General features: G+C 72.7%; 15 protein-coding genes and 1 riboswitch. Of the genes, 5 read left to right on the top strand and 10 right to left on the bottom strand.

Annotation, left to right across the window (positions count from 1 at the left end; all coding sequences use genetic code 11):
- Positions 1–125: 125 nt before the first annotated feature.
- The 8 genes from J8403_RS24735 to J8403_RS24700 all read right to left on the bottom strand — a co-directional run bounded on the left by J8403_RS24735 (position 126) and on the right by J8403_RS24700 (position 12,439).
- Entirely contained in the window at positions 126–2,069 is a 1,944-nt protein-coding gene (locus tag J8403_RS24735) for a cell division protein PerM (protein ID WP_211125076.1), read from the bottom strand.
- Positions 2,070–2,278: 209 nt separating this feature from the next.
- Positions 2,279–3,163, bottom strand: coding sequence for a succinate--CoA ligase subunit alpha (gene sucD / locus J8403_RS24730; RefSeq protein WP_211125075.1), 885 nt, complete (start codon positions 3,161–3,163; stop codon positions 2,279–2,281).
- 21 nt (positions 3,164–3,184) lie between these two features.
- Positions 3,185–4,357 (bottom strand): ADP-forming succinate--CoA ligase subunit beta, encoded by a 1,173-nt coding sequence (gene sucC, locus J8403_RS24725; protein ID WP_211125074.1) that lies wholly within the window; start codon positions 4,355–4,357, stop codon positions 3,185–3,187.
- A gap of 338 nt (positions 4,358–4,695) precedes the next feature.
- Positions 4,696–6,171: a hypothetical protein gene (locus tag J8403_RS24720; RefSeq protein WP_211125073.1), complete on the bottom strand. Its 1,476-nt coding sequence runs from the start codon at positions 6,169–6,171 to the stop codon at positions 4,696–4,698.
- Positions 6,172–6,268: 97 nt separating this feature from the next.
- The gene (locus J8403_RS24715; RefSeq protein ID WP_211125072.1) at positions 6,269–7,126 is read right to left on the bottom strand and encodes a hypothetical protein; all 858 of its coding nucleotides are present in this window, start codon (positions 7,124–7,126) and stop codon (positions 6,269–6,271) included.
- Between the two features lie 200 nt (positions 7,127–7,326).
- Entirely contained in the window at positions 7,327–8,643 is a 1,317-nt protein-coding gene (locus J8403_RS24710) for a VWA domain-containing protein (protein ID WP_246585973.1), read from the bottom strand.
- The gene (locus J8403_RS24705; RefSeq protein WP_211125071.1) at positions 8,640–11,288 is read right to left on the bottom strand and encodes a DUF5682 family protein; all 2,649 of its coding nucleotides are present in this window, start codon (positions 11,286–11,288) and stop codon (positions 8,640–8,642) included. Before J8403_RS24705 ends, J8403_RS24710 begins: the two co-directional genes overlap by 4 nt.
- Complete coding sequence (locus J8403_RS24700) at positions 11,285–12,439, bottom strand: ATP-binding protein (RefSeq protein WP_211125070.1); 1,155 nt, start codon at positions 12,437–12,439, stop codon at positions 11,285–11,287. The genes J8403_RS24705 and J8403_RS24700 overlap by 4 nt, the downstream gene beginning before the upstream one ends.
- A gap of 137 nt (positions 12,440–12,576) precedes the next feature.
- On the opposite strand from J8403_RS24700, the gene J8403_RS24695 reads away from it, so the two are divergent.
- Complete coding sequence (locus J8403_RS24695; protein ID WP_211125069.1) at positions 12,577–14,025, top strand: SWIM zinc finger family protein; 1,449 nt, start codon at positions 12,577–12,579, stop codon at positions 14,023–14,025.
- The gene (locus J8403_RS24690; RefSeq protein ID WP_211125068.1) at positions 14,022–15,713 is read left to right on the top strand and encodes a DUF5691 domain-containing protein; all 1,692 of its coding nucleotides are present in this window, start codon (positions 14,022–14,024) and stop codon (positions 15,711–15,713) included. Before J8403_RS24695 ends, J8403_RS24690 begins: the two co-directional genes overlap by 4 nt.
- Before the next feature lie 422 nt (positions 15,714–16,135).
- On the opposite strand, the gene icmB is transcribed toward J8403_RS24690, so the two are convergent.
- Positions 16,136–16,546 (bottom strand): coenzyme B12-dependent isobutyryl CoA mutase small subunit, encoded by a 411-nt coding sequence (icmB, locus tag J8403_RS24685; RefSeq protein WP_211125067.1) that lies wholly within the window; start codon positions 16,544–16,546, stop codon positions 16,136–16,138.
- Between the two features lie 527 nt (positions 16,547–17,073).
- Here icmB and J8403_RS24680 point away from each other — a divergent pair.
- Together J8403_RS24680 and J8403_RS24675 are read left to right on the top strand one after the other, a co-directional pair.
- Positions 17,074–17,868, top strand: a complete 795-nt coding sequence (locus J8403_RS24680; RefSeq protein WP_211125066.1) for a lipase family alpha/beta hydrolase — start codon at positions 17,074–17,076, stop codon at positions 17,866–17,868.
- Between the two features lie 229 nt (positions 17,869–18,097).
- The gene (locus J8403_RS24675) at positions 18,098–19,870 is read left to right on the top strand and encodes a M23 family metallopeptidase (RefSeq protein ID WP_425519829.1); all 1,773 of its coding nucleotides are present in this window, start codon (positions 18,098–18,100) and stop codon (positions 19,868–19,870) included.
- 97 nt (positions 19,871–19,967) lie between these two features.
- Here the strand turns inward: J8403_RS24675 and pcrA are convergent, their stop codons facing one another.
- Positions 19,968–22,469 carry a DNA helicase PcrA gene (gene pcrA, locus J8403_RS24670; protein ID WP_211125064.1) on the bottom strand — a complete coding sequence of 834 codons (2,502 nt, stop codon included), beginning with the start codon at positions 22,467–22,469 and terminating at the stop codon, positions 19,968–19,970.
- Between the two features lie 158 nt (positions 22,470–22,627).
- A riboswitch (cyclic di-AMP (ydaO/yuaA leader) is annotated at positions 22,628–22,812 on the top strand.
- An 8-nt stretch (positions 22,813–22,820) separates the two neighbouring features.
- Here pcrA and J8403_RS24665 point away from each other — a divergent pair.
- Positions 22,821–23,987 (top strand): C40 family peptidase, encoded by a 1,167-nt coding sequence (locus tag J8403_RS24665; RefSeq protein WP_211125063.1) that lies wholly within the window; start codon positions 22,821–22,823, stop codon positions 23,985–23,987.
- Positions 23,988–24,029 lie beyond the last annotated feature (42 nt).

Below are 24,029 nucleotides of genomic sequence, written 5' to 3'. Positions count from 1 at the left end.
TCCCGAAGGAGGGGGCTCCGCCCCCTCACCCCGCCGGGGCTCCGCCCCGGACCCCGCTCCTCAAACGCCGGAGGGGCTGGATTTTCCGCCCCGGACAGGCCCCTGCGGCCACCGGGGCGAGGTCGTTACGGTTCGCGGCGGGTGTCGTCCAGTGGGGGTGGCAGGTCAGGCGTCGCGGGCTGGGGCTCGGTGGGTGGCTGCGGGTGCGGGTGCGGGTGCGGGTGTGGCTCGGGGGTGCGCTTTCGGTTCAGCGTCCAGCGGCGTGGGCGGTCCGCCGTCCCGGCGGCGTTCGGGGTGCCCGCCGGGGTCGCGAGCCCGGCCATCGTGCTGACCCCCGCCTCCGTACCAGCACCACCGCCAGCATCCAGCTTCCGGTTCCGCTTGCGTTGGGCGTCCGATGCCCCCGGCCGCAGCCACTGCCACCACGGCTCGGCCATCGCCTCGCGCACCTCGGCGGACTCCATGGGCGAGGCCACCGGAGGCCGCATCGCCGCCCGGGCCTCTGCCTCCTCCGCCTTGGCCGCGGCCCGCACCGCACGGGCCTCCGCCTTGGCGGCAGCCCGCACCGCACGGGCCTCCTTGGCCTCCGTTCGGGCCTGTGCGCGGGACGCCCGCCGCGCCGCCCGCGTCGCCTTCCACTCCGGCCAGGAGGCCCTCGTAGGAACGCACAACCGGTACCAGCGCAGCACCACCGCACCGGGCACCCCGATCACTCCCGTCCAGGCCAGCGTGATCATGCCCGTACGCCACCAGCTCGGGCCCAGGTCGGCGAGGATGCCGATGCCCAGCGGGCCGCCCGAGACCCCGGCCAGCAGCGCCATCGCGGCCGCGCAGCCGCCCGCCGCCAGCCCGGCGAGGATCAGCGTCTCGCCCCAGCCCCAGGGCGGCCTGGGCTCGCCCTTGCCGGGGCGCCGCACCGCCGCGACCCCGATGAACCAGGCCACCGACGCCCCGGCCGCGATTCCCGTGAGCCAGACCAGTGGCCCGCCGGAGCCGTCCGTGGGCAGCGCGGCGACCAGGGGGAAGTGCGGCAGCTGGGGGTAGGAGGTGATGCCCAGCGGCGCGACCACACTGCCGCCGCCGACCGTGAAGCCCGCGCCGACCCCGTACGCGGCGCCCCAGACGATGGCGTTCGGCAGCAGCGCCAGGCTCACCAGCAGCACCGCGAACCGCCCCGACCACACATCGCTGAGGTTGAGGAATGTCACTTGGACGGCGCCCGCGTGGCTCAGCATCGAGGTCGCCGTAAGGAGCGCACCGCTGCCGAGCAGGACGACGAGACCGCTGGTCCCCGCCCGTAGCGCCGCGGTCAGCCGGTGGCGCCGGCACCAGCCGCGCGCGGCCAGGGAGGCGGCCAAGGACGCGGCCAGGGACGCGGCCGTCCGTACGGTCGGGCCGATGCCGGGGAGCCGCCGCAGTCCGGCGTTCACACGGCCGGGCAGGCGGAGCGGGAACCGTCCGCTCGCCGTCCAGACGCCGACGGCGGCGATGGCCGCGGCGACGACCGGCAGATGCAGCAGCGCGCTGAGCAGGTCGACATGCAGCGGCCCGCCCGAGGCGTACAGCGCGGCCGCGGTGCCGACCATCAGATAGCCGCCGGTCACCCAGGCGAAGGCGGTGCGCGGTTCGACGACGGACTCCGGATCGACGACGGAGCCCTCGGGCACCCACTGCCCCTCCCGCCCCTCCTGCCCCTCGCCCTCGTCCGGTTCCGCCTGGTAGACGGCGTGCTGGGCGGCCCGGTAGAGCAGCCAGCACGGCACCATGCCGAGCAGCAGCGGGGTCAGCCCGACGGGCGCGGTGTGGCCGGAGAGCGTCTCGGTGCGCACGAGGTCGGCGCCATGGCCGAGCAGCCACAGGTCGGCGGCGACATGCAGGGCCCCGTCGGGGCTGCTGGCGGGGGACGAGGAGGTGATCCACAGGAGCAGTACGACCACGGCGAACGTGCCGAGGCCGAGCCCCGCGGCGACCACACCGCCGAGGAACGCCTCCCTGATGGCGGAGGAGCGCCGGGGCGTGGAACGGTCACGTGAGGACACCGACGGGCTGCGATCGGTCGTTTGCGTCACGTGACCATGCTGCCAATAACAGCCGTTTCATCCTCACATCAAGGGTTTGGTCGCCGTGTCGCGGCTAGTCCGCTTATGCGTCTTTTATGGCGCTGTGGGACGAATGGGTGGCTTGTCGATGTCCGCCCCCGGGTATCCGTCGCCCGGGAACGGCGCGGGCCCGCACCACCCAGGGTGGTGCGGGCCCGTGGCATCGAGCCGTGGCGGCGTCAGCCGGCCAGGGCGGCGCGCGCCAGGCGCGCGGTCTCGGACGGGGTCTTGCCGACCTTCACGCCCGCGGCCTCGAGGGCCTCCTTCTTCGCCTGAGCGGTGCCGGAGGAGCCGGAGACGATGGCACCCGCGTGGCCCATCGTCTTGCCCTCGGGCGCGGTGAAGCCCGCCACATAGCCGACGACCGGCTTGGTGACGTTGGCCTTGATGAAGTCCGCGGCCCGCTCCTCGGCGTCGCCGCCGATCTCGCCGATCATGACGATCAGGTCGGTGTCGGGGTCGGCCTCGAAGGCGGCGAGGGCGTCGATGTGGGTGGTGCCGATGATCGGGTCACCGCCGATGCCCACGCAGGACGAGAAGCCGATGTCCCGCAGCTCGTACATCATCTGGTAGGTCAGGGTGCCGGACTTCGACACCAGACCGATCCGGCCGGGCTTGGTGATGTCGGCCGGGATGATGCCCGCGTTCGACTGACCCGGCGTGATCAGACCCGGGCAGTTCGGGCCGATGATGCGGGTCTTGTTGCCCTTCTTGCCCGCGTAGGCCCAGAAGTTCGCCGAGTCGTGGACGGCGATGCCCTCGGTGATCACGACGGCGAGCGGAATCTCGGCGTCGATCGCCTCGATGACCGCGCCCTTGGTGAACTTCTCCGGGACGAAGATGACCGTGACATCGGCGCCGGTGGCGTCGATGGCCTCCTTGACGGAGCCGAAGACCGGGATCTCGGTGCCGTCGAAGTCCACGGTGGTGCCGGCCTTGCGGGGGTTCACACCGCCGACGATGTTGGTGCCCGAGGCAAGCATCCGACGGGTGTGCTTCTGCCCCTCGGACCCGGTCATCCCCTGGACGATGACCTTGCTTTCCTTGGTGAGGAAGATAGCCATGGTTTCTGGTGACCTCGTCCCTTACTTCGCAGCCAGCTCGGCGGCACGCTCGGCCGCGCCGTCCATGGTGTCCACCTGCTGAACGAGCGGGTGGTTGGCGTCGGTCAGGATCTTGCGACCCAGCTCCGCGTTGTTGCCGTCGAGGCGCACGACCAGCGGCTTGGAGACGTCCTCGCCCTTGGACTTCAGCAGCTCCAGGGCCTGGACGATGCCGTTGGCGACGGCGTCACAGGCGGTGATGCCACCGAAGACGTTGACGAAGACCGACTTGACGTCCGGGTCGCCGAGGATGATCTCGAGACCGTTGGCCATCACCTCGGCGGAGGCGCCACCACCGATGTCGAGGAAGTTGGCGGGCTTCACATTGCCGTGGTTCTCACCGGCGTAGGCGACGACGTCGAGGGTCGACATGACCAGACCCGCGCCGTTGCCGATGATGCCGACCTCGCCGTCGAGCTTGACGTAGTTGAGGCCCTTGGCCTTCGCGGCCGCCTCGAGGGGGTTGGCCGCGGCCTTGTCCTCGAGCGCCTCGTGCTCCGGCTGACGGAAGGCGGCGTTCTCGTCCAGGGAGACCTTGCCGTCCAGCGCGATGATCTTGCCGTCTTCGGTCTTGACCAGCGGGTTGACCTCGACGAGCAGCGCGTCTTCCTTGATGAAGACGACCCACAGCTTCTGCAGGACCTCGACGACCTGGTCCGCGATCTCGGTCGGGAACTTCGCGGCGGCGACGATCTCGGCGGCCTTCTCCTGGGTCACACCCTCGATGGCGTCCACCGGGATCTTGGCGAGCGCCTCGGGGTTCTGCTCCGCGACGACCTCGATCTCCACGCCGCCCTCGACGGAGGCCATGGCGAGGAAGGTGCGGTTGGTGCGGTCCAGCAGGAAGGAGACGTAGTACTCCTCCTTGATGTCCGCGGTCTGGGCCAGCATCACCTTGTGGACCGTGTGGCCCTTGATGTCCATGCCCAGGATCTGGCCGGCCTTCTCCACGGCGTCGGCCGGGTCGGAGGCCAGCTTGACGCCACCGGCCTTGCCTCGGCCGCCGACCTTCACCTGCGCCTTGACGACCGCGCGGCCGCCCAGGCGCTCGGCCACCTCGCGCGCCGCCTCAGGCGTGTCGATGACTTCACCGGCCAGCACCGGTACACCGTGCTTGGCGAAGAGGTCCCTCGCCTGGTATTCGAACAGGTCCACGCGCGTCCGTCCCTTTTCCATGGATATCGCGGTCGTTATCTGCGCGGGCGTGCCGCGGGGGCAGCGTGAGGACGCGATCTATAACGAGGGCGGCACACGTTCGCCGGGTACGCGGCATGTCCGTCTCGCAGGTTATCTCCGCAGGACGTGCGGCCCTAAATCGCAGATCACACTGGAGCGGTGATTACGGTCACAGATCGCGACCGTTTCCATCTATCTCCATACGGCAACCGGGCAGCCCCCTCCCCAACGAGGGCTGCCCGGTCGATGACGCTCGCCTTACGGTTTTACTGCTTTCCGGCCTTCATGGCGTGACCGCCGTACGCCCGCCAGGGCGATCAGACGGTCGGGAGCGTGCCCGGAACGGTCGGCAGCTGGGCCGGGACGGCGGGCAGGTCCGCCGGGACCTGCGGGAGCTCGGCGGGGAGCTGCGGCAGCTCGGCCGGAACGGAGGGCAGCTCGACCGGGAGCTGCGACAGGTCGGCCGGAACGGTCGGCAGGTCGGCGGGCAGGTCCGCCGGAACCTGCGGGAGCTCGGCGGGGAGCTGCGGCAGCTCGGCCGGAACGGTCGGCAGCTCGACCGGGAGCTGCGACAGGTCGGCCGGAACGGTCGGCAGGTCGGCGGGCAGGACCGGGAGCGCCGGGATGTTGGCGGCGTCGGTCAGGTCGGTGGGCAGCGCGGGGAGCAGGCTCAGCGCACCGTCCGTGACGTTCCCCACGGTGGTCTGGGCGTCCGCGACCGTGCCCAGGGCCAGGTCCTGGGCGAACGGCACGGTGGTGCCCGCCAGGTCCTGCGCGAACGGGATGGCGGTGGACGGCACGCTCACCACGACCGGCACCAGGCGGTCGACGGTGTCCTGGGCGGCCGGAACGACGTTGGAGACGGTGCCCAGCGCGAAGCCCTGGGCGCTGCCGGTCACGACGCCGACGTACGGGGTGGTGCGGGTCACGGCGTCGCCGGCCAGCGCGCCGGTGTCACCGACGGTCCGCTGCGCGACCGGGACGACCTTGACCACGATGCGGTGCACGGCGGGCGGCAGCACGTCCGAGGCCACACCGTCGACGACCGGCTTGGCGGTGGTGCCGACGACACCCTGGACCTTGCCGGTCAGCTCCTCCGGGCGGATGCCGGCGCCGGAGAGGCAGGCGAGCAGGTCATTGACCGAGCCCGGGGCGGCGGGCAGCTTCGGGGTGGCGGGGAGCTGGACGGGCAGCTTGCCCGTGACGCCGTTGACGTCCGTCAGCTCGCCGGTGGGCAGCGTGGAGGTGTCGGGCAGGGTCGGCAGCGAGCCGAGGCCGGGGAGGCTGGGCACCACGCCGGGGACCTCGCCGGTGGGCAGGTCGAGGTCGGTGGTCTTCTTGACGGTCTTCTGGAGGCCCTTGACGGCCTTGTGGGCCTTCTTGACGACCTTGTCCGGCTTGGCGGCGTCGCCGGTAAGGCCGTCGGTGGTGCCCTCGACGGTCTTGGTGACGTCCGAGACCCGCGGCAGGTTGGCGGCGCCGGGGACGCGGTCCCGCACGGGGGCGGTGACGCCGTCCACGGTGGAGGCGGCGCCGTCCACGGTCTTCTTCGCGGTGTCGGTGACCTTGGAGGTGTCGGCCACACCACCGGTCACGCCGTCGACCGTCTTGGTCACCTTGTCGGTCGGCAGGGTCTTGTTCACTGTCTTGGTGACGCCGTCCACGGTGCTGGTGACACCGTCGGTGGCGGGAACGGCCGGGTTCTCGGCGGCGCTGGCAGCGGCGGAACCGAGGGCCCAGATACCGGTGGCGGCAGCGGCTACGAGGATGGAGCGGCGAAGGTTGTTGCGCATGGTGGAGGAAGTCCTTCGAAGTCAAGAGGGGTGTCGGACGGGCAGACCTGACCCGCCCCCGCGCGGCAGGTCTCTACAGACGGGGGTGAGGTCTGCCCTAGCCGGGGAATTCGAGGACTTCGTTGAACCGCTCGCGCGTCGGCGCCGAGCTCTCCGCGCGGACCGTGCCGGGCTTCAGCCCGAACGACGCCGCGCCGGACGGCGGAAGAGCGGCCTGGGTGTTCCCACCACGGGAAGCGCCGCTGTCGCCGGTGCACTGGGAGGTGGCCCCGAGCGGGGACCGCGGAAGGGGCAGCGGCGCCGGGGCGCCACCGTCCGGACCGGTGCCGGAGGCTGCCACCCGGACGACGGGGCCGTGCCCGGCGTGGGGGGCGGCCGCGTCATGGTGCGTGGTGACGGCCGGGGTGTGGGCCACGGGCCCTATCGGCTGCGCGGCGGCGGGCGCCGCCTTGTGCACGGTCACCGGCTCGGCCTTTGCCGCGTGGTGCTCGGCGGCCGGGCCGTGATTCGCCCCGGAACCAGGGGAGTCCAGGCCGATGGCGTCACCGATGCCGACGTCGGGCAGCCGCACCGGCAGCTCGCCGTTCGTGGCGCCGCCGACCAGATCGTCGATCGGCTTGGTGATCTTCTGCGCTTCCCGCTCGACCGGCTCCTGGATGGGCCGCACGGTCTTCCGTACGACGTCCTGTGCCGTGTGAGTGGTGCGCCCCACCACGGGCGGTGCGTGCCGCTCCACCTGCTGCCGCGCCCGCTCGACACCCGAGGGGTCGAGCAGCCCGGAGACGGCGGAACGGCCGGCCGACGCGCCGCCGGCAGCGCCCTGTTCGCCCCGCTCGGCGGCGTGAGCGCTGCCGCCGAAGAGGAACGCCAGGGCCAGGAAGCCACCGAGGAAGAGCGCCGCCAGCAGCGCCCGCCGCGCGGCCACCGTGCGCGGCAGGCGCACGGTGACAGGCATGGCGGACACGACAGACAAGAGCGGGGCCTTCCCTGAGTACGGGGCGTACCTACGAGCCGTACAACGGCACGTAAGCGTGGCGATATGGCTTTGAGGCCGCACTGAGCAGGACGACAATCACCAACCGGAAGGCTGGATTCACGTCCTGGGCGACGGGGTTGATCCTTGCACGACCCACAGGGGTCGGCGCAAGCCCTGGATCACTGATGGACAGCCATGTCCGGTATGGGCAGTTGGCGTCGTTCGATGGCCGCCGCCATCACCTCCGGGAAGAGATCGGGGGTGCAGGCGAAGGCGGGCGCGCCCAGCGCGGCGAGCGCCGCCGCGTGCTCGCGGTCGTAACTCGGCGCCCCCTCGTCGGACAGCGCGAGCAGCGTCACGAACTGCACCCCGGACGCCTTCATCGCGGCGACCCGCCCCAGCATCTCCTCGCGTATACCGCCCTCGTAGAGGTCGCTGATGAGGACGACGACGGTGTCGGCGGGCCGGGTGATCTTCGACTGGCAGTAGGCCAGCGCGCGGTTGATATCGGTGCCGCCGCCGAGTTGGGTGCCGAAGAGGACGTCCACCGGATCGTCGAGCTCCTCGGTCAGATCGACCACGGAGGTGTCGAAGACGACCAGCCGGGTGGCCAGGGAACGCATCGAGGCGAGCACGGCGCCGAAGACCGAGGCGTAGACCACGGACGCGGCCATCGACCCCGACTGGTCGACGCAGAGCACCACGTCCTTCTTCACCCCGCGCGCCGCCCGCCCGTATCCGATGAGCCGCTCGGGGACGACCGTCCCGTGCTCGGGCAGGTAGTTCTTGAGGTTGGCCCGGATGGTGCGGTCCCAGTCGATGTCCCGGTGGCGCGGGCGGCTGATCCGGGTGGAGCGGTCGAGCGCTCCGGTGAGAGTGGCGCGGGTGCGGGTGGCCAGCCGCTTCTCCAGATCCTCGACGACCTTGCGGACGACGGCCCGAGCGGTGTTCTTGGTCGTCTCCGGCATCGCCTTGTTGAGGGACAGCAGGGTGCCCACGAGGTGGACGTCCGCCTCCACGGCCTCCAGCATCTCCGGCTCCAGCAGCAGGGCGGAGAGCCCCAGCCGGTCGATGGCGTCACGCTGCATGACCTGGACCACGGAGGTGGGGAAGTACCTACGGATGTCGCCGAGCCAGCGGGCCACTTGGGGCGCGGATCCGCCGAGCCCGCCGGAGCGCGCACCGCTCCCGGCGCCCTGAGGGCCGCCACTGCGCCCGGCGACCGTGCCACCGCCGCCGTGACCGTCACCGCCTCCGGAGCCGTAGAGGGCCTCGAGGGTGCGGTCCATGGCGGCGTCGGTCCCGCTGAGCGAGCAGCCGGTGCCGTCGGCGCCCTGGCCGCCGAGCACCAGCCGCCAGCGCCGCAGCCGTTCCTGATCGCCCTGACCGCGACCGTGGTCGTGGTCGGCGGCGGCGGTGGCGTTGGTGTTGGAGGCGGCATGAAGGCCGGGGTCGCCGTGAGGATTGCCGTCGCCGTGAGGGTCGCCGTGTGTCATCGGGCTGCCTCCATGGTGTCGTTGCCGTGCGGGGCCGGGTCGAGGCCCAGGAGGAGGCGCACCGTCGGGACGACGGCCGCCGCGCGGTGCGGGTCCAGCCCGGGGCCGAAGCCGGGTGCGGCGGGGGCGCCTTGGCCGCCGTCGTGCCCCTCGGCCGTGGGGCCCCGGCGGACCAGCTCGCCCAGGGTGCGACGCACGCCCATGTCGTACGCGGAGAAGGTGCGCCGCAGCAGGGGCAGGACGTCGGTGAACGCCTCGGCCGGAACGGAGATCAGCCAGCGGTCGACCAGGCCGAGCAGCCGCTCGTCATGGACGAGCAGCATGCCGCCGCCCGCGCCGCCGCCGATGAACCCCTCGATCCAGGAGGCCGCTTCGGGCGGCTCGGTGCCGGGTGAGAGCGCGAGCCCCATCAGCCGGGCCGCCTCGTCCTCGTCGAGCCGGGCATCGTCCAGCAGCAGCCGCGCGGCGCGGCCCCGGATCAGCCCGGGGGTGGCGGGGGTGCCGTCCCGCCCGGCGAGGGAGCGCAACATGGCCGCCCAGCGCCCCCGCAGGCCGTGGGCCGCGCCGGACCCGGCCGAGCGCGGCTCCGCCGTGCGCGTACCGGCCCGCGGCTGAAGCTGCGGCTGGGGCTCTGTATCTGGCCCGGCCCCCGGTTCTGTCCCGGCCCCTGCCTCCGCTTCTGTCCCGGTCCCTGCCTCTTGCTGTGTTCCGGTCTCCGGCTCCGACTCTGTCCCGGTCTCCGGCCCCGGCTCCGGCTCTGTCTCGGTCTCCGGCTCCGGCTCCGGCTCCGTCGCCGTCTCCGACAGCAGTCCGATCGCCCGGTGCACGGCCTCCATATGGCCGCGCATCTCGGCGGCGCCGTCGGCGTCGAGGCCGACGCAGGCGGGCGGCAGCCCGACCAGGATCCGCTCGGCCAGCCCCACCGCGACCTCGCCGAGCGCGGCGGTGTCGGTGCCCCGTACGTCCCCGTAGCGCACCGAGCGCACCAAGGCGGGCAGGGCCTGGGCGAGATGGCCGACGTCCGCGTCGAGCGCGGCCCGGTCGGCGAGCGAGCGCATCACGACGGGAAGGGCCCCGGAGAGCGCGCCGAGCAGACAGCGCTCGGCCAGCTCGGTCACCTCGGCGAGCCCCTTGGCGCTCCGGGCCTCGGTCTCCGCCTTGGCGGTGGCCGCCGACAGCACCGTGGTGCCCCACACCCCGGCTTCGGCGACCCGCACCGACAGCTCCGGCTCCCACCGCAGCCGCCAGGTCTCCCGGAAGGTGCCGGTGCTGCCGCGGGAGACGGCCGGGCTGCCCCAGTCGACCCCGAGCAGCCGCAGCCGGTGCAGCAGGCGGCTGCGCCCGGCGTCGGTCTCCTTGCGCAGGTCCAGCTCCAGCTCGCGCTCCAGCGCCTCGGGCTTGAGCCGCAGCGAGCGCTGGGTGCGCGTCAGGTCGCGCTGGAGCGGCGCCGCCGGAGCCGACTCGGGTACCTCGCCCAGGACATCGCCGACCACCAGCCGGTCCCACACCAGCGCCATCGGCACGTCGGAGCCCTCGCACATCACCGCCCTTACGGCGTCGAGGGTCTCGGCGAGCCCGGCGAGCGGACGTCCGCGCATGGCGGCCAGCGTTTCGGCGAGCCTCACGGCCTCGATGACATGGGCCGAGGACACCGCGAAGTCCTCGGCCCGCAGCAGCCCGGCGACCTTGGTGAGCCAGCGCTCGACGGGCCGGTCGGGGGCGTGGAAGAGATGGTCGTACCAGCCCGGCGAGGTGATGCCCGCCCCGTATCCGCTGTGGCGGGCCAGCCGCCGGTGGGTCCACGGCACCCAGCTGATCTCGGCCTTGACCTTGGGCAGCCCCTTGAGGAGCTTCCGGTCGGCGGTCGCGGTGGTCCGCTCCCCCAGCGCGGGCACGTGCCAGGCCCCACAGACGACGGCGACCTCGTCCCCGAACTCCCGCCGCGCCTCGCGCAGCCGCAACCGCATATGGGCCTCGCGCACGGCGTCGTCCTCGTGCCCGCCGTGTCCGTACTCGGCGCGCAGCGCCTCCATGGCCTCCGCCACGGCCGTGAACGCCTCCGCGCCGCCGGTGCCGCGGTGCTCGATGACGTCCTCCCACCAGCGCTCCGGATCGTCGTATCCAGCCGTCTCGGCGAGAACGGACAGCGGATCGACGCGCAGCCGCTCATCGGAGCCGGCGCCCGGAGCGGCCTGGTGACCCGGCTCCACCGGTTCGAGCGGGGCGGCCGGGTCGGGGAGCGCGGCCGGGGACGGCGGTCCCGCCGGAGCGGGCGCGGCCGCCGGGGTCTGCTTCGCCGACATGGCCAGCGAGTTGGCCGCCGGGAGGTCGATGAACCGTACGGGGACCTCGTGGGCCAGCGCCCACTGGATGGCCGCCCACTCCGGGGAGAACCCGGCCAGCGGCCAGAATCCGGCGCGCCCCGGGTCGTCCGCGGCATGGGCGAGCAGCGCGACGGGCGGACGCATGTCCTTCTCGGCGGCGAGCCGCACGATCGCGTCCGCCTCCGGCGGCCCCTCGATCAGCACCACACGCGGGGCGCACGCCTCCAGCGCCGCCCGCACCGCCCGCGCCGACCCGGGCCCGTGATGGCGCACGCCCAGCAGCAGCGGGCCGGCGGCCCGCGCCCGCGGGGCGCCCGTCATGCGGTCACCTCTCGGCACGAGCGGTAGAAGTCCTTCCAGCCGTCGCGCTCGCGGACCACCGTCTCCAGATACTCCTGCCAGATGACGCGGTCGGCCGCCGGATCGCGGACGACCGCGCCCAGGATGCCCGCGGCCACATCGCCCGCCCGCAGCACGCCATCGCCGAAGTGGGCGGCGAGGGCCAGGCCGCCCGTGACCACGGAGATGGCCTCGGCCGTGGACAGCGTGCCCGAGGGCGACTTGAGCTTCGTACGGCCGTCGCCGGTCACTCCCTCGCGCAGCTCGCGGAAGACCGTGACCACCCGGCGGATCTCCTCGACGCCCTCCGGGAGCTCCGGGAGCTCCAGCGAGCGGCCGATCTGGGCGACGCGGCGGGAGACGATGTCGACCTCGTCCTCCGGGGTCGCGGGCAGCGGCAGCACGACCGTGTTGAAACGGCGGCGCAGGGCGCTGGAGAGTTCGTTGACCCCGCGGTCGCGGTCGTTGGCGGTCGCGATCAGGTTGAACCCGCGGACCGCCTGGGCCTCCTCCCCCAGCTCCGGGATCGGCAGCGTCTTCTCGGACAGGATGGTGATCAGTGTGTCCTGCACATCGGCCGGGATGCGGGTCAGCTCCTCCACGCGCGCGGTCATGCCCTCCGCCATCGCGCGCATCACCGGGCTCGGCACGAGCGCGTCGCGGCTCGGGCCGTGGGCGAGGAGCTGGGCGTAGTTCCACCCGTACCGGATGGCCTCCTCGGGCGTCCCGGCGGTGCCCTGGACCAGCAGGGTCGAGTCGCCGCTGACCGCGGCCGCCAGATGCTCCGAGACCCATGTCTTGGCGGTGCCGGGCACGCCCAGCAACAGCAGGGCGCGGTCGGTCGCGAGGGTGGTGACGGCGACCTCGACGATGCGGCGCGGACCCACGTACTTGGGTGTGATCACGGTGCCGTCGGGCAGCTTGCCGCCGAGCAGATAGGTGGCGACCGCCCACGGCGAGAGCCGCCACCGCGCGGGGCGCGGACGGTCGTCGGCGGCGGCGAGCGCGCTCAGCTCGTCGGCGAAGGCGTCCTCCGCGTGCGGACGCAGCGCTTCCGCGGCTCCGGCGGCCTCGGCGGGCCCCGCCGCTCGGCTGCTGTCGGTGGATTCGGTTCCGGGCACAGTGACGGTCACAGCTCCCCCACGACTTGTTTCCTCGTTCCGTTTCCGGACGTGTGAACCACCCTGCACCACCCCACTGACAACCGGACCCCGGCCAACTAACGCCCAGGTCAGGGCGATTGTCAGTGGGTGCCCGTACCGTCGCAGACATGAATCCGCAGGGGGAACGCTGGACGGCGGAGCAGGTGCTGGCCCTGGCTCCTGACGCGACGTCACGCACGGCGGGCGGCAAGCTCGCCGCGGCCGGCACATGGTCGGGCGCGGGGGCGCACGGCCAGGCGGTGTGGGGGCTGTGCTCGGGCAGCGGCAGCAAGCCGTACCAAACGGTGGTCGATCTGAACGGACCCGGATATCGGTGCAGTTGCCCGAGCCGGAAGTTCCCGTGCAAGCACGCGCTGGGCCTGCTGTTGCTGTGGGCGTCCGGCGAGGGGGGCGTGCCCGGGGGCGGGGAGCCGCCGGAGTGGGCCGAGCAGTGGCTCGGCGACCGGCGGGAGCGGGCCGAGAAGCTCGCCGCCGCGGCCCGGGATGGGGGCCCGGGCCGCGGCGGCGGGACGGGGGACGGCGCGGGGAGAGGGGAGAAGGGGGAGAGCGGGGGCGCGGCCGATCCGGAGGCGGCCCGCCGCCGCGCGGAGCGGCGGGCCCAGCGCATCGCCTCGGGCGCCACGGAGTTGGAGCGGCGGCTCGCCGATCTGCTCCGCGACGGTCTGGCCTCCGCCGACCGCGCCGGGTACGGGGCGTGGGACGAGACGGCCGCGCGGATGGTCGACGCCCAGGCCCCGGGGCTCGAGACGCGGGTGCGGGAGCTGGCCGCGATTCCGTCGTCCGGTCCGGGGTGGCCCGCCCGGCTGCTGGAGGAGTGCGCGCTGGCCCACCTCCTCAACCAGGGCTTCCTCCACCTGGACGGGCTGCCGGAGAAGCTGGCCGCCACCACGCGCACCCGCGTGGGCCTCACGACGCCGGTGGCCGAGCTGCTGGCGACCGGGGAGCCGATCCGGGACCGCTGGCTGGTCCTGGGCCGCCAGGACGGCACGGACGGCAGGCTGACCACCCGCAGGATCTGGCTGCGGGGCGAGCGCACACACCGTATGGCACTGCTGCTCTCGTTCAGCGCCCCCGGCCAGTCCCCGGAGCTCGCCCTGCCCACCGGCCTGGTCCTCGACGCCGACCTCACCTATTACCCGGCGGCCCGGCCCCTGCGTGCCGCGATCAGCACCCGGAACGAGGAGGTGCCGCACGCCCCGTCCGCCACGACGCCTTCGGCCCCCGAGGGGTGCGATGTCGACACCGCGCTCGCGGCCTATGGGGCGGCGCTCGGGGAGGATCCGTGGCTGGACGGCTGGCCGGTCGTGCTCGCCGATGTGGTGCCGGTTCCGGGGGACGGCGGATGGCAGCTGGCGGATGAGCGGAGCGGCTCGGCCCTGCCCGTCGATCCGCGCTGCGCGGGGCGCGCCGACCTGTGGCAGCTGATGGCCATATCCGGCGGTGGCCCGGTCACCGTCTTCGGCGAGTGCGGCCATCGCGGCTTCTCGCCCCTCACGACCTGGGACCCGACCCCCGTCCCGCTCCTCGACACGGCAGCGCAGGGAGGCATCCGTTGACCACTACGACCCCCACCGCGTCCTGGGACGATCTCGTCGCGGCCGCGCTGCTCGGCACCGAGCGGCGCACCCCGCCCGTCGCGCCGCGCCCCGGGCAGGACGCGCCGTCCGCCCTGCTGGACGCGGCCGCGCTCAGCACCGTGCGGCGGCGGGCCGGGCTGCGGCCCGCGCCCGCCCGGCCGGGGCCCGGCCGGGCGCCCGAGGATCCGCGCCCGGCGCTGCCCACGGCCGCCCGCAGCAGGCTGGCGATGCTGCTCGCCGACCGCTCGGCGCCGGGGCGCGGCGGTCCGCGCTCCGCCCCCGACCTCGCCGAGCTGCTGCCGCAGTGGCTCGTCCTGGCCAATCACCACGGCTATCGCGTGCCCGACGCACTGCTCCCGGCGCTTCTCGACGCGGCCCGCGCCCGCACCGATCTGCGGCCCGAGGCACTGACCCTCGGCGGACCGCGCGCGCTGTGGCTGGCCCGGCTCAACCCGGACTGGAAGTTCGCGCTGCGGGGCACGGCGGGCCGGGCTCCCACAGCGCTCCCGGAGCCGTCCGGGGTGGCCACCGGCCCGGAGGACGAACAGCGGCTGTGGGAGGAGGGGTTGTTCGCCGAGCGGGTCTCGCTGCTGGCGGCGGCGCGCCACCGCGACCCGGCGGCGGGGCTGGCCCTGCTCAGCGGCACCTGGTCGACCGAGCGGGCCGAGGACCGGCTGATGTTCCTGGACTCGCTGCGCGACGACCTCTCCCCGTCCGATGAGCCGTTCCTCGAACAGGCGCTGTCCGACCGCAGCCGGAACGTCCGGGCGACCGCCGCCGAGCTGATTTCCGCGCTCCCCGGCTCCGCGCTCGCCGCGCGCATGGCCGAGCGGTCACGGGGCTGCGTCTCGCTGACCACGGACGAGGTGACGGCCGGCGAGCCGACCGGCGGTGAGCTTGCCACCGGCGAGCCGGCCACCGGCAAAGTGACCGCCGCCGAGTGGATAACCGTCCGGCCGCCGGACGAGTGCGACAGCGGGATGCAGCGCGACGGCATCGTGCCCAAGCCGCCCTCCGGCCGGGGGGAACGGTCGTGGTGGCTGGGTCAGTTGGTGGAGGCGACCCCGCTGGACCGCTGGAGCGCGTGGTTCGGCGGACGGGGTGCCGCCGAGATCGTGGCGCTGCCCGTCGCGGACGGCTGGCAGGCGGATCTGCACGCGGCCTGGTGCCGGGCCGCGGTGCGGCAGCGCAACACGGAGTGGTCCCGCGCGCTGCTCGGCACCCCGGCGGTGGCCCCGGTCACGGCCGGGGAGGCGGCCCCCGCCGCCTGGCGGGACCCGGCGAAGCTGCTGTCCGCGCTGCCGGCCCGGGAGCGGGCGGAGTGGGTGGCCGAGTTCATCGCGTCCCACGGCCTGTCCGATGCCTTCCGGCTGCTCGGGGTGTGCACGGTGCCCTGGGCCGAGCCGCTGGGCCGGGCCGTCGTCGACGCGCTGGACATCGCACGCGACGCGGGCAGCTACCCGTGGAGCTTCAGCGGGGTCATGGGCCTTGCCGAGCGCTGTCTGGACCCGACGCAGGCGGATCGGCTCGAGGTGCTGACGGCGATACCGGACGAGTCGGAGGGGGCGGCGCCAGGAGCCGGGGGCTATTGGGCGGAGGCGTTCCAGCGGCTGGTGGGCACCCTCCGGCTGAGGGCGGCCATGCAAGCCGAGCTCGAACCGGGGTGATCCGCGCACCGGGCCCGGGGCCCGTGGATGCCTTGGCCTCCGGCGTGCCCGAGTGGCGCCGTACGGCCGACGCGGAACGGCCGGGCGCGGAACGGCCCGACGCCACACGGCCCGACGCGGAACGGCCCGACGCCGCACGGCCCGACGCGGAACGGCCGGCGCCACACGGCCCGGCGCCACACGGCCCGACGCGGAACGGCCCGGGTGCCACACGGCCCGGCGCGGAACGGCCCAGCACCACACGGCCCGGCGCCACACGGCCCGACGCGAAACCGGGCGCCACACGGCCCGACGCGAAACAGCCCAGCACCGCACGGCCCGGCGCCGCACGGCCCGGCAGCGCACGGCCCGGCGCCGCACGGCCCGGCAGCGCACGGCCCGGCGCCGTACGCCCCAGGCCTACCCCCCACAGAACCGGCAGGTCAGGCGGCTACCGGGCGGACGTTCTCGCGCACCCACTCCACGATGGACGTCGTCGTCGCGCCCGGGGTGAAGATCTCCGCGACGCCCTGCTGCTTGAGCGGGGGGATGTCCGCCTCGGGGATGATCCCGCCGCCGAAGACCTTGATGTCCTCCGCCTCGCGCTCCCGCAGCAGCTCCAGCACCTTGGCGAACAGGGTCATATGGGCACCGGAGAGGATGGACAGCCCGATCGCGTCGGCGTCCTCCTGGATCGCGGTGTCGACGATCTGCTCGGGCGTCTGGTGGAGCCCGGTGTAGATGACCTCCATGCCCGCGTCGCGCAGCGCCCGCGCGATCACCTTCGCCCCGCGGTCGTGGCCGTCCAGCCCCGGCTTGGCCACCACCACACGGATCGGACCGGTCACACCCATCGCAGCCTCCAAGCCCTCGAGCCCTTCGAGCCCTCGCCCGCATCGACGTGAACGAACGTTATCTCCAGCATCCCCTACCCGGCAGTTTCGCGGCGCGCCGCGAGGGGGAAATCACACGTGGGACACGTTCACTGAAGGCCGCACCCGTACCCGCATCCGCATCCGCGCACGCCGCGCATCCACCGCGCGGACGCCGCATACGCTTCGGGCCGGCCACACCAGGGGAGCCGCAGCGGGGACCGTCGCACCGCGCAGCGCCGTCGAGAGCCGCATGGCGCCGCGGTGCGACGGGCGGTCCTGCGTCATGCGGTCACAGCACCCTTCACCGTGCGGTGCCGGAGGACATCGGGCCACCGCACGGTCGAAGCCGCCATGACCCGCGCCCTGACCGACGCCCTGACCAGGGCTCATGGCCGGGGCTCATGACCACGGCCGAAGCACGCCCGAAGCGACCGGCTGCCCATGAGGGCATGCGGGGGGAGCCTCCAGCCGCCTCCTGTGCGCCGCATCGCGGGAGGTCGGCCGCCATGGGCCTCGTACAGATCCGCCAGCTCCGGGCCATCGCCCTCGACCTGGCGCTGCTCGCCGGGCATCTGCTGCTCTACCCGACCGGGCTGCGTCAGGAGCGCCCGCCCGCTCCGCCGCCGCCCGGTGCGGCGGCGCGTCTGCCCATGGACGGCCGGGCCCACCGCCCCGTCCTCCTTCTCCACGGCTTCATCGACAACCGGTCCGTCTTCGTACCGCTGCGCCGCTCGCTCGGCCGCCACGGCCGGCCGCACATCCAGGCGCTCAACTACTCGCCGCTGCTGTGCGATCTGCGCACCGCCGCCGCGCTGCTCGGCCGCCATGTCGAGGAGGTCTGCGCGCGCACCGGCCATGGCCAGGTGGACGTCATCGGGCACAGCCTGGGCGGTCTGATCGCCCGTTACTACGTCCAGCGTCTGGGCGGGGACGCCCGCGTCCACACCCTGGTGACACTCGGCACCCCGCACAGCGGCACCCGGATCGCGCCCTTGTTGTCCGCACATCCACTCGTGCGCCAGATGTGCCCGGACTCCGAGGTGATAACGGAGTTGCGGCAACCTGCCCCTGATTGCCGTACGCGTTTCATCGCTTTCTGGAGCGATGTGGATCAGTTGATGATCCCGGCGGAGACGGCCCGGATAGACCATCCGGATGTGATCTCCCAGAACATCCGCGTCAACGGAATCGGACATCTCGCCCTGGCGGTGCATTCCTCCGTGGCCGTACGGATCCGCGAGGCCCTGGATGCCGCCGACGAGGCGCCGACGGACGCCTCCGGCGCGGCCTCGGTGGCATGAGACGAGGGGCCGCCGCACGGCGGCACAAGGCCCCCTCGCGGTAGTTCGGCGGGCCCGGAATTGCCGAACGCCAATCGAACACCCGGCCAAGGAACTGCGTACAGTCAGCCGAAAGGCGGCCAAATGCCCTTTGCCGTACTGCTCAAAACTCACTGAAGATTGTCGCTGCCGCGTACCGCCGGGTACAGTCGCCGCTAATTCTCCTGCAGCCGAGGCGAAAGAGAAGTTGGTGGTGAACGACCGTCACCCGTCGGGGGCCCCTCCGACCGTCCCCGCTCCTGACGCCTCGTATCCGTACGACGAGGCCTACGGTCAGCGACAGGACACAGCGCACGGCTACGCCGGGTACGACGGCTATTCCACCGGCAGCTTCGCCCACCTGGCCACGGCCTACGGCGACGGCGATCCGCTCTTCGGCACGCTTCCGGGCGCGTACGACGACACCCAGGGCGCCCACAGCGGGCAGTACGACGCCTCGCAGTGGGCCGCGGCCGACCAGCATCAGACCGGGTCGTACGAGACGGGTCACTACAACACGGCCCACTACGACACCACTCAGTACGACTCGGGCTCCTACGACACCACCGCGATGTGGGCCGCCGCCGGCTATCACTTGCCGACCGGTATCCCCGCCCAGCAGGACGCCGAAACCGGCGCTCAGTGGGACATCGGCGCGTGGGACACGGGAGCCACCGGTCACACCGAGATGCCGGGCCAGTGGGACCAGGGCGCGGGCGGCGCGGGGTACGAGGCCGAGGCGTACACCTCGGGTGTGGACACCGGCCAGACCCAGTTCTGGGACGCCACCGCCTACGGGACCGTGGGCGAGGGGCAGCAGCACTACGACCACTCGGGGCTGACCCAGGCGGGGCACGAGCACTCGGGCTTCGACCAGCAGGGGTTCGACCACCACCCCGGGCTCGAGCAGACAGGGTTCGACCAGCATCAGCACCAGCCCGAGCACGAGGCGAACAGCTTCGAGCAGACGGCCGTGTTCGAGCCCAACTCCTTCGACCAGACCGGTGCCTTCGAGCAGACCGGTGCCTTCGAGCAGACCGCCGCGTTCGACGAGACGGCCGCGTTCGAGCAGGCCGCCGTCGCCGAGCAGGCCGGGGGCTTCGAGCACACCGCCGTCTTCGACCCGGTCCATGAGCCCGACCAGTCGTACGATCCGGGCCCCGAAGCGGAACCTGAACCCGAGGCGGCGGCCGTGCGGGAATCCGCCCCCTCCCCCCGCCGGGAGGCGAGCCGCGGCCGCCGCCGTACCCCCTCGCCCCGTCCCAAGCGCTCCGCGCTCCTCACCGTCGCCGTCCCCTCCGTCTGCGCGCTGGGCGTCACCGCCGTGGCCGCCGCCTCGGTCAGCGGCGTGGGAAGCGACAAGAAGGACGAGTCCACGACTCAGGCCGCCCCCGACACCGCGGCGGCCCCCGTGAAGCCCTCCGTGGCCAACAGCAAGCTGGACTCCCAGCTCGCCGGGGTCCGGGAGGGCGCCGACGACTTCCGCGACCGGGCCAGCCGCACCCAGGAGCGCATCGACCTCCAGGCGCGCCAGGCCGCCGAGAAGAAGCGCAAGGCCGCCGAGGCGGCGCGCAAGGAGGCGCTGCGCCCGAAGTTCGCGCTGCCCGTCGCGCAGCACGGCCTGAGCGCCATGTTCGGCCAGGCCGGTATCAACTGGATGTCCGTGCACACCGGCATCGACTTCCCGGTGAGCTACGGGACGCCCGTGATGGCCGCCACCGACGGCACCGTGACGACGCAGTGGAACGACGCCTACGGCAACATGGTCGTCCTGACCAGCCCGGACGGCACGGAGACCTGGTACTGCCACCTCAGCAGCGCCAAGATCCGCTCCGGGACCGTCAAGGCCGGGGAGACCATCGCGTACTCCGGGAACTCCGGTAACTCCACCGGCCCGCATCTGCACTTCGAGGTCCACCCCGGCGGTGGCTCGGCCATCGACCCGCTGCCCTGGCTGCGCGGAAAGGGCCTCGACCCGACCTGACCGGCTCCGGGCCCGGGTCCGACCCCGTCCCCGACCCGGATCACCGCTGTAGCGCGCCACCGGCGCGCTACAGCCTCAGCCCTTCAGGTCGCTGCGGCTACAACTTCTCCACCGGTGCGTACCGCAGCAGCAGCCGCTTCGGCTTCTCCTCGCCGAAGTCGATCGTCGCCTCCGCGTTGTCCCCGCTGCCCTTCACCGCCACCACCGTGCCGAGCCCGAACGAGTCATGGGTGACCCGGTCGCCGATGGCCAGCGCGACCACCGGACGCTCCTTGGCCCGCCGGGTCGCGAACCCGCTGCCCCCGGTGCGCGAACGCGACGACGACAGACCGGACGACAGCCCCGACGGCGGGGTCGAGGCGACGCTGCCCATGGACGCCGAGGGGGTGGCGGGCCCGGTGCGCCGCCAGCGCACATACTGGTCCGGGATCTCCTCCAGGAAGCGGGACGGCGGGTTGTACGCGGGCTGGCCCCAGGCGCTGCGCATGGTCGAGCGGGTCAGATAGAGCCGCTCGCGGGCCCGGGTGATGCCCACATAGGCCAGCCGCCGCTCCTCCTCCAGCTCCTTGGTCTGGCCGAGCGCCCGCATATGCGGGAAGACGCCGTCCTCCATGCCGCTGAGGAAGACGACCGGGAACTCCAGGCCCTTCGCGGTGTGCAGCGTCATCAGCGTGATCACGCCGGAGCCGTCGGTGTCCTCGTCGGGGATCTGGTCGGAGTCGGCGACGAGCGCGACCTGCTCCAGGAAGTCCGCGAGGGTGCCGGGGTTCTCCTCGCCGCGGTCCTGCTCGAACTCCAGGGCCACGGCGGCGAGCTCCTGCAGGTTCTCGATCCGGGTCTCGTCCTGCGGATCGGTGGACGCCTGGAGCTCGGCCAGATAGCCGGTGCGCTCCAGCACCGCCTCCAGGACGGTCGCCGGACCCGCCCCGGACTCCACGATGGTGTGCAGCTCCTCCATGAGCGTGTTGAACCGCTTGACGGCGTTGGCCGAGCGGGCGGCCATGCCGTACGCGTCGTCGACCCGGCGCAGCGCCTGCGGGAAGGTGATCTTCTCGCGCAGCGCCAGTGCGTCGATCATGGCCTCCGCGCGCTCCCCGATGCCGCGCTTGGGCACGTTCAGAATCCGGCGGAGCGGGACGGAGTCCTCGGGGTTGGCCAGCACCCGCAGATAGGCGAGGACGTCCCGGACCTCCTTGCGCTCGTAGAAGCGCACGCCGCCGACGACCTTGTACGGCAGCCCGACCCGGATCAAGATCTCTTCGAAGACACGGGACTGGGCGTTGGTCCGGTAGAAGACCGCCACGTCACCGGCCTTGGCGTCGCCCGCGTCGGTGAGCCGGTCGATCTCGTCGGCGACGAACTGGGCCTCGTCGTGCTCGGTGTCGGCCACATAGCCGGTGATCTCGGCCCCGGCGCCGGCCTCGGTCCACAGGTTCTTCGGGCGGCGGTTCTCATTGCGCTCGATGACCGCGTTGGCCGCGCTCAGGATGGTCTGGGTGGAGCGGTAGTTCTGCTCGAGGAGGATCGTGCGCGCGGTGGGGTAGTCCTCCTCGAACTGGAGGATGTTGCGGATCGTGGCGCCCCGGAAGGCGTAGATCGACTGGTCGGCGTCGCCCACCACGCACAGCTCGGCGGCCGTGGTCTCCTCGGTGTCCGTGCCCACCAGCTCGCGCACGAGGGTGTACTGCGCGTGGTTGGTGTCCTGGTACTCGTCCACCAGGACGTGCCGGAAGCGGCGGCGGTAGTGCTCGGCGACGTCCGGGAAGGCCTGGAGCAGGTTGACCGTGGTCATGATGATGTCGTCGAAGTCCAGTGCGTTGGCCTCGCGCAGCCTCGCCTGGTACATCGCGTACGCCTCGGCCAGGGTCTTCTCGAAACCTCCCCCAGACTCCGTCCGGGAGGTGCCCCCTGCCGCCTGTCCGGCGAAGGTCTCCTCGTCGATCAGCTCGTTCTTCAGGTTGGAGACCTTGGCGCTGAAGGACTTCGGCGGGAACCGCTTGGGGTCGAGATCCAGATCCCGGCAGACCAGCGACATCAGCCGCTTGGAGTCGGCGGCGTCGTAGATCGAGAACGATGAGGTGAAGCCGAGCTTCTTGGACTCGCGGCGCAGGATGCGGACGCAGGCGCTGTGGAAGGTGGAGACCCACATGGCGTTCGCCCGCGGGCCGACGAGCTCCTCCACCCGCTCCTTCATCTCGCCCGCCGCCTTGTTGGTGAAGGTGATGGCGAGGATCTGGCCGGGGTGCGTCCCGCGGGCGCCGAGCAGATAGGCGATGCGGTGGGTGAGCACCCGGGTCTTGCCGGAGCCGGCGCCCGCGACGATCAGCAGCGGCGAGCCGGTGTGCTCCACGGCGGCTCTCTGCTGCTCGTTCAACCCCTCGAGCAGGGCGGACGGGTCCACGACGGGCCGCGCCGCACCGTCCCGGTAGTGGGCCTCCCGGGGCACGGGCGCGTCGAAGCCGCCGCTGAAGAGGTGATGCGGCACGTCCTCGGCGCCATCGGGGCCGGGGTGCGCCGAATCCTCGGGCGGCGGCGGTGGCTCCTCGTTCGAAGGAGGCCCGAGGTCCGCCAGGAAGCTGTCGTCAAAGAGGCTGCTCATCGCTCCCCGAGTCTAGGCCGCCCCACTGACAGCCGATGCCCGAACATCACGAAACGGTTTCGGGCAAAACGGCCACCAGTCTTCACAGGAGCCCCACGTGTTGGCTACCGTCCTGCGTCAGGCGGCCCGGAAGATCCGTCGGCGAACCACGCCGGCACGGGCTGCCTCCGCCGAGTCCGGCACCGCCGCAAGGCGCCCGGAGCCGGGGACCCGACAACGCAACACCGGGGTGAATCGGCCCGAACGGCGTGGCACGCAGGTGCCGCCCGGACACGGCCGTAGGGCAACCTTCCGTACCGCCCGAACCCGACAGCTAACCCGGTAGGCGGTCCACGGAAGGAGTCGCCTCCCTTGGCGTCGCACCGCAAGCCGCGGAGCCGAATACCGGCCCCGCTCACCGGTCACGGCCGCCGTACGGCCGTCGGGTTCACCACGGCCGCTCTCGCATCCGTCACCCTCCTCTCCCAGACGGCCAACGCCGCGCCGGGCGACCCCAAGCCGGCCGCCCAGTCGATCGAGAAGGTCAAGGAGAAGGTCGACACCCTCTACCACCAGGCCGAGAGCGCCACCCAGCGCTACAACGCCGCCAAGGAACGCGCCGATCAGCAGCGGGCCAAGGTCGACAAGCTGCTGGACTCCGTCGCCGAGCGCACCGAGAAGCTCAACGAGGCCCGACGCACGCTCGGGGCCTACGCCGCCGCCCAGTACCGCGACGGCGGAATGGCCCGCTCCGCCGCGACCCTGCTGTTCTCCAACGATCCACAGGACGTCTTCGACCAGTCGCATCTGATCGACCGGCTGACCGGTCGGCAGAAACAGGCCGTCGACGACTTCCAGAAGCAGCAGGCGAGCGCCGCCAAGGAGCGCGGTAAGGCCAGCGAGAGCCTCGCCTCGCTGACCGCGTCGCAGAAGCAGCTGAAGACCCAGAAGAAGACCGTCCAGGACAAGCTGACCGAGGCCCGGCGGCTACTGGCGAATCTGACCGCCAAGGAGAAGGCGCGCCTGGCGGCGATCGAGAAGAAGAAGGCGGAAGAGGCCCGCCGTAAGGCGGCCGCGCTCGCCGAGAAGCAGCGCCAGGAGGCCGCGCGCAAGAAGCAGCAGGAGCAGCAGGAACAACCGAACGGAGACAGCGGCTCCGGTTCGACGACGCCCTCGGCCCCGGCCAACAGCTCCAAGGCGGCCCAGGCCATCGCCTTCGCCAAGTCGCAGCTCGGCAAGCCGTATGTCTGGGGCGCCACCGGCCCCAGCTCCTTCGACTGCTCAGGGCTGACGCAGGCGGCCTGGAAGACGGCCGGGATCTCGCTGCCGCGCACCACCTGGGACCAGGTGAAGGCCGGTACGCGCGTCTCGACGTCCGAACTCCAGCCGGGCGATCTGGTCTTCTTCTACGACGACATCAGCCATGTCGGCCTCTACATCGGCGACGGGATGATGATCCACGCGCCGAAGCCGGGCGATGTGGTGAAGAAGGCGCCGATCACCGAGATGCCGATCTACGGGAGCGTGCGGCCCGCGTAGGACGCGGACGGGGGGCGTGCGGACCCTTGACGTGCCGCTGCC

It is taken from the genome of Streptomyces yatensis (assembly GCF_018069625.1).
Lineage (GTDB): Bacteria > Actinomycetota > Actinomycetes > Streptomycetales > Streptomycetaceae > Streptomyces > Streptomyces yatensis.
Note: the sequence above shows the minus strand (reverse complement) of the source record. Positions and strands in the feature narration are given on the sequence as shown.

Bases quoted from the DNA above. Each gene is read 5' to 3' on its own strand.
- pcrA (WP_211125064.1), bottom strand. From the start codon at position 22,469: ATGAGCAGCCTCTTTGACGACAGCTTCCTGGCGGACCTCGGGCCTCCT.
- J8403_RS24720 (WP_211125073.1), bottom strand. From the start codon at position 6,171: ATGCGCAACAACCTTCGCCGCTCCATCCTCGTAGCCGCTGCCGCCACC.
- icmB (WP_211125067.1), bottom strand. From the start codon at position 16,546: ATGGGTGTGACCGGTCCGATCCGTGTGGTGGTGGCCAAGCCGGGGCTG.
- J8403_RS24710 (WP_246585973.1), bottom strand. From the start codon at position 8,643: ATGACACACGGCGACCCTCACGGCGACGGCAATCCTCACGGCGACCCC.
- J8403_RS24680 (WP_211125066.1), top strand. From the start codon at position 17,074: ATGGGCCTCGTACAGATCCGCCAGCTCCGGGCCATCGCCCTCGACCTG.
- J8403_RS24695 (WP_211125069.1), top strand. From the start codon at position 12,577: ATGAATCCGCAGGGGGAACGCTGGACGGCGGAGCAGGTGCTGGCCCTG.
- J8403_RS24715 (WP_211125072.1), bottom strand. From the start codon at position 7,126: ATGCCTGTCACCGTGCGCCTGCCGCGCACGGTGGCCGCGCGGCGGGCG.
- J8403_RS24705 (WP_211125071.1), bottom strand. From the start codon at position 11,288: ATGACGGGCGCCCCGCGGGCGCGGGCCGCCGGCCCGCTGCTGCTGGGC.
- sucD (WP_211125075.1), bottom strand. From the start codon at position 3,163: ATGGCTATCTTCCTCACCAAGGAAAGCAAGGTCATCGTCCAGGGGATG.